Origin of the sequence: uncultured Ellagibacter sp., assembly GCF_934636505.1 — a bacterium.
GTDB lineage: Bacteria > Actinomycetota > Coriobacteriia > Coriobacteriales > Eggerthellaceae > Ellagibacter.
Window position 1 is genome coordinate 1 of sequence record NZ_CAKUAL010000095.1, and the last position, 6,128, is coordinate 6,128.

A 6,128-nucleotide genomic window follows, 5' to 3' on the forward strand; every position below is an offset into this window, starting at 1 on the left:
CCTTCCGTCCGCGGCGCAAGGAGATATATTACGCGACCTCTCGCCTGCCGTCAAGAACTTTTTTCAAAAAGTTTTGAGCGGTTTTGAAATGCCACCGTTTCTGCTCTCAATCAAGCTGAGTGAAAGAAGAAACCCACGCTCTCCTCAAACGCGGGTTTCTTATTATAGCTATTCGGTTTTACCGCCGCAAGACCTTTTTTACACGAGCTTGATGAACTTTCGCTTGCCAACCTGCAGGACGCAATCCTTCAGCTTCTCGGGCTCAACGTTGTATGTCTTAGGAGCGACCGCATCGCCGTTGAGCTTCACGCCACCGCCGTCGATGAGGCGGCGTGCTTCCCCAACGCTTTGCGCAAGGCCAGCGTCGTGAATAATCTTCGCGAGATAGACGAGACCCTCCTCGTTGGGTGTGAGGTCGGGCGTGTACTCGGCGATGTCGTCGGGGACGTCATGCTTCTTGAACACAAGGTCGAACTGCTCCTCGGCGGCGTTCGCCTGCTCCTCGTCGTAGTAAGCGGCAACGATGTTGCGGGCAAGGGCGCGCTTTACCTTATTAGGATGGAGCTCGTCGTTGGCCAAACCGGCCTCGATCTCATCGATTGCCGAGACAGACTCGGTAGATGCAAGACGGTAGTACTTCACCATAAGCTCGTCGGGAATGGACATGACCTTGCCGAACATGTCGGACGGCTCATCGGTGAGGCCGATGTAGTTGCCGTAGCTCTTCGACATCTTCTTCACGCCATCGGTGCCCTCGAGCAGCGGGAGCGTCAGGCACACCTGCGGCTCCATGCCGAGCTTCTCCATAAGCTCGCGGCCGGCAAGCAGGTTGAAGAGCTGATCGGTGCCGCCGAGTTCGACGTCGGCCTTGATAACGACGGAGTCATAAGCCTGCATGACCGGGTACATGAACTCATGAAGGCTGATCGGAAGGTTCGAGGTGTAGCGGTTATGAAAATCGTCTCGCTCGAGAATTCGGGCGACCGTGAACTGCGCCATGAGCTTCAAGAGCTCTTCCATGTTCAGCGACAAGATCCACTCGGAGTTGTAGCGAAGCGTCGTCTTCTCGGGGTCGAGGATCTTGAATGCCTGGTTGACGTATGTTTCCGCGTTCGCCTTGATCTGCTCGCGGGAAAGCTGCGGACGGGTCGAGTTGCGCCCGGAAGGGTCGCCGATGAGCGCCGTACCGTCTCCGATGATGAGTGTGACCTCGTGGCCAAGGTCCTGGAACTGGCGGAGCTTGCGCAGCGGGACGGCGTGGCCGATATGGATGTCGGGAGCCGTCGGATCGACACCGAGCTTGATGTTGAGGGGTTTGCCGCGCTTGAGCTTCTCGAGCAGAGCGCTTTCCGGCACGATCTGCGCCGTGCCAGAGGAGATGATGTGAAGCTGTTCTTCAGGTGTGAGCATCGAAATGTCCTTCATACAACGGATTTGCACAAGCGATTCTAACACATAGGCAGCATGAGCCCCGAATCTATCGAGGGGGCTGCGCAATTAGCGAATGAACGCTCTCGGCTGCCAGGCACCTTTCCCGAAAGGGGACTTCTCGCCCAAACTCTTCGCTGAAGCGAGTGGCGTTTCGCTACAATGCCGCAGTGGAATCTAATCGTCACGGTCGAGGGCTATTCTTGCCCATCGCCCGACAGGAGAACAACCAGTGCTGAAGTTACATGTACTCGCAAGCGGAAGCAAAGGCAACGCTGCCATCGTTGAAAACGCCGCGACAGGCGCGGGGGTGCTCATCGATTGCGGAATTTGCAAGCGCGATTTCCTCGAGCGATGCGACGAGGCGGGCTTCGACCCCGCTCGAATCGACGCCGTACTCATCACCCACGAGCACGGGGACCACACCAAGGGGCTAGGCGTGGTGTTGCGCGGCCTTGCGAAATTAGGCTGCGCACCAACGGTTTACGTAAACCAGGCCTGCGTCGACGCGAGCTCCGTGCTGCAGAAGGTCGCAGGCGATTGCGCCATCTTGCCGCTCGCCACGGGGCAGCGCGCGATCGAGGCCGCCGGCTTGCGCGCCTTCCCCTTCGCAACCAGCCACGATGCTGCCGCTTCCTTCGGCTTTCGCGTCGAGGCGCCCGACGGCGACGCGCTAGGCTACATAACGGATTCGGGCATCGTGACGAACGCGGCGCACGAGGCCTTGCGTGACGTGCGCATTTTGGCGCTCGAGAGCAACCATGACGAGCGCATGCTGCAAAGCGGCGACTACCCCTACATCATCAAGCAGCGCATCGCCTCGGAATTCGGCCACCTCTCGAACCCGCAGGCAACCGAGGAGCTCGCCGCACTCATCACCGAATCGCGCGCCGCGGGTCTTCGCACGCCCGAGGCCGTCGTTGCCATGCACATCTCGCAGAACAACAACGACTACGACCTGCCGCGAGCGGCACTCGAGAAAGGACTTGCCATCGCCGAGGGCAATGCGCGTGTCCTTTGCGGCTACCAAGGACGCCTCACGAGCGTGAAATAGCGCCCAGGAAGGAGCTTCCCGACACTGCGAGGCCGCAGCGTTGCGCATGGGAAGCGCCTTCAAATGGTAAGTAGTCTAACTGAGATACATTTCCCGACCCCTGTCCCAACGAGACAGAGACCCCATCCCATGTCGCAGCGCGCTACTGAACGCCGCGGAACAGATGCCCTGTGGTGGCGCTTGTGATCTTGGCGACCGAGTTTCCGTCGGACTGCACGATGCGCAGCGCGCGGATGGCTCGACCAACAGCCTGCGCCGCCTGCTCACCGTTCATGAGCGTCGTGTCGACCATGAACGATGTGACGCCCGCCGCCATGAGCTCGGGAAGCGATGCCACCAAATCGAGCTCAACGCTGTTGTAGAGATGGCTGCGGCCGAGCGCATCGGTGATGACGGGGAAATCGAAATCCTTGCGGTCCTTCAGGTAATGAGGGCTGCGACGGCGGCGGCACTCGGCGCAATCCTCGTTGCACGGGCCCTGGCTCATGAGCAGGCAGTGCTCGGTAATCATGAGCTCTTGCGCGCCTGAGATGAAAATTCCCAGCTCAACCGGGGTATCACGAGACAACTCGCGAATCTGGTCGAGCGAAAGTTCGGGAGAGAGCCACACGCGGACGGCGCCCATGCGAACAACCTCGTCGAGTGCGAGCCTGTTCGTGACGGGCAGATGCGGGCCGACCTCGAAGGGAATCCCGATCTCGGCTGCCATCTGCATGGCGCCAAGGCTCTCCACGAACACCGGGCGACCCGACGTCGCGTAGCGCCACGGGTCGAAATCGAGCTTCGCCTCGCGCGAGAGCCCGACCTCGTCGTGATCGACGACGGGCATGGCAAGAAGACACTGCTTGGGGTAGCCCGCCTGCTCGACCGTGGCCGTGAGCTGGCCCGCGACCACCGCCTCGCCGCGCCCGTAGTTCAGCGCCGGCACGTACACCATATGCGCGCCCGTACGCTTTGCGACCCTTGCGCACACAGGGTTCGTCGTCCATGCGCCAATGCGGGCACCGCTCGGACGAACGGCGGGAAGCCCTTCGCGATCCTCGGTGCGGGGAAGGCGGCGCGCATGATAGACGGCCAAGGCTCGTTCGGTCAGATCGTCGAGTCCTTCGGCGCGGACGCGGTGCAGCTGCGAGAACCCGATGCCAACCCCCTCATCGAGCTCGACGTCGAGCCGCGTGAGAACATAAGGAGTCGAACCGAGGCGGTCGATATGAGCGCGCACGTCTTCTTCGGTGACGGCTTTCGTACGAGCAGGCTCGACCTCGGCTCCACTCGCCGTGCCGCGAACCTCGGCAAGCTCGCCCTGCGACGTGCGGGCAAAGGAGAAGGAGACCTCAAGCGGCTCGCCGATGCGCAGGCGAACCGCGCCCTCAACCTCGACGCGCGGCTCGAGGGAGTCGTCCTCGAAGGCTTCCTTCGCGCTGCGCACGCGGAACACGCGGTCGCCCGCGCGCACGCCCTTCGCGCGCGCATCGAGCTCAATCCGCGCGCGGCCCTTCTTGTCGAAGGAGAGGTCGGCTACCGTTTGGGCGGCATGGCCCTTCCCCGTCCAAAACTCGAGGACATCGCCGATTGCAAGCTCGTGCTCAGCGGAGATGGTCGCTATGCCGTTACGCGCTTCAGCCACGCGGCCGATAAAGGCGCCGCGATTGTTCGGGCGCTGATAGCTCATGATGTCGTTTCCGCGCTGGCCTTCGAGATATGCCGTGGTGAACCCGCGGGAAAAAGCCTCCTCAAGCGTACGGCGTTCGTCCTCCGTCGGGCGAGCAGGAGAAACAGAGCCCTCCTGCGCATACACCCGATCGAGCACGCGGCGGTACACCGACACGACGGCCGACACATAATCGGCCGACTTCATACGGCCCTCGATCTTAAGCGATGCGACGCCGGCTCGCGCCAGATCGGAAAGCAGATCGACCGAGCAGAGGTCCTTTGGCGAGAGCAGATGTTCGCCAGGCGCCGAAAGAGGGTTTCGCTGGGCGGCATTGTGCAGTTCGTAGGGCAAGCGGCACGCCTGCGCGCACAGGCCGCGGTTGGCGGAGCGGCCCCCAATCATGGAGGACATGAGGCACTGGCCGGAATAGCAGATGCACAGCGCGCCATGACCGAACGCCTCGACTTCGACGCCCGCCTCGGCACCCACCTGCGCGAGATGGGCGATTTCCTCCACGGAAAGCTCGCGGGCGAGCGTGACGCGCTTGGCACCCATGCGGGCAGCGGCGCGGATGCCGGCGGCGTTGCACGTGTTCATCTGCGTAGAAATATGCAGGCGGATGTCGGGAAGCGCGCGGGCTATCTCGCTCGCAAGACCAATGTCTTGGATGATGAGCGCGTCGGCACCTGCGCGCCATGCCTGACGAGCGCATTCGAGCGCGCGGCCCACTTCGCCCGGCAGCACGATGATGTTCAGCGTGACGTAGATCTTCACGCCCCGCAGATGCGCGTAATCGCACGCCTCCTTGAGCGTGGCGATGGTGAAGTTATCGGCCCCGCGGCGCGCGTTGAACGACTCGAGCCCGAGATATACCGCGTCCGCACCAGCACGCACGGCGGCGTGAAGGGCGCTCATGTTGCCCGCAGGCGCCAAAAGTTCCATATTCCGCATAAGGTTGGTGTCTCCTCGTCTGAAAGACCAGATGGTCGGTTCATGGTAGTATAGACGAATCATGAGAGTAAGGAGAAAACACCGTGAAATGCGCACCCATGCTCCAGCATGGGGAGTGCTCGTTGCGGCGTTTTCGCTCGTCCTTATCGTCGGCCTCGGGGCCTTCGGCGTGGGACGCGTCGTGGACGCATGGGTCGGCGAGCTGCCCAGCGTGCACGACCCGAACGCCTTCGCCTACAGCGCCAAGACACGCATCTACGCAAACGACCGCACCACCCTTTTGGCGGAGTTCTATCTGCAAGACCAGGAACCCATCGAGAAAGACCAGGTGGGCAACTATGTGCTGGAAGGCACGGTCGCGACGGAGGACACCCGGTTCTACGAGCATGAAGGCGTGGATTACTACGGCATCGGACGCGCACTCGTGAACAACCTGAAGGGCGGCAGCCTCGAGGGCGCATCCACCATCACGCAGCAACTCGTGCGCAACACGCTCCTCTCGAACGAGGCGAACGACATCTCGTTTCGCCGTAAGGTGCGGGAAGCCGAGCTCGCCATCGAGATGGAGCAGGCGTATTCCAAAGAAGACATCCTGCTCATGTACCTGAACACGATCAACTACGGGTCGGGATGCTACGGCATCGAGGCCGCGGCGCAGCACTACTTCTCCAAGAGCGCAATCGACCTTACGCTTGCGGAGGCGGCGGCGCTTGTGGGCATCCCTCAGTCGCCGACGTACAACAATCCCGAAGACTATCCCGAGAACTGCACGAAGCGTCGCAACGTCGTGCTCGACCGCATGCTCACGCACGGAACGATCACGCAGGAGGAACACGATAGTGCCGTCGAGGAGGAGCTTGTCTTAGACGTCGAAGCGCGCGCCGAAGACGGCATCTACGAGTACCCGTATTTCACGAGCTACGTGCGCCAGCAGCTCCTCGACCAGCTTTCGTTCGAGGAGGTGTTCGACGGCGGGCTTACGGTCTACACCACGATCGACCCGACGCTTCAGGGCTATGCGGAGGAAGCGGCAGCGGAAGT

Annotated in this window: 4 protein-coding genes; 2 read left to right on the forward strand and 2 right to left on the reverse strand. The window is 61.7% G+C overall.

Annotation, left to right across the window (positions count from 1 at the left end; all coding sequences use genetic code 11):
• Positions 1 to 198: 198 nt before the first annotated feature.
• Complete coding sequence (gene tyrS / locus Q0G18_RS08725) at positions 199 to 1,410, reverse strand: tyrosine--tRNA ligase (RefSeq protein ID WP_297152093.1); 1,212 nt, start codon at positions 1,408 to 1,410, stop codon at positions 199 to 201.
• Between the two features lie 250 nt (positions 1,411 to 1,660).
• Between tyrS and Q0G18_RS08730 the strand changes: the two genes are divergently transcribed.
• Positions 1,661 to 2,482, forward strand: coding sequence for an MBL fold metallo-hydrolase (locus tag Q0G18_RS08730; protein ID WP_297152095.1), 822 nt, complete (start codon positions 1,661 to 1,663; stop codon positions 2,480 to 2,482).
• A gap of 142 nt (positions 2,483 to 2,624) precedes the next feature.
• On the opposite strand, the gene Q0G18_RS08735 is transcribed toward Q0G18_RS08730, so the two are convergent.
• Positions 2,625 to 5,087: a U32 family peptidase gene (locus tag Q0G18_RS08735; protein WP_297152098.1), complete on the reverse strand. Its 2,463-nt coding sequence runs from the start codon at positions 5,085 to 5,087 to the stop codon at positions 2,625 to 2,627.
• Positions 5,088 to 5,175: 88 nt separating this feature from the next.
• Here Q0G18_RS08735 and Q0G18_RS08740 point away from each other — a divergent pair.
• A partial coding sequence (locus tag Q0G18_RS08740; protein ID WP_297152099.1) for a transglycosylase domain-containing protein occupies positions 5,176 to 6,128 on the forward strand: 953 nt, incomplete at its 3' end.

What these genes read in the sequence shown, in the direction of transcription:
- tyrS (WP_297152093.1), bottom strand. Translation starts at nt 1,410, where the DNA reads ATGCTCACACCTGAAGAACAGCTTCACATCATCTCCTCTGGCACGGCG.
- Q0G18_RS08735 (WP_297152098.1), bottom strand. Translation starts at nt 5,087, where the DNA reads ATGCGGAATATGGAACTTTTGGCGCCTGCGGGCAACATGAGCGCCCTT.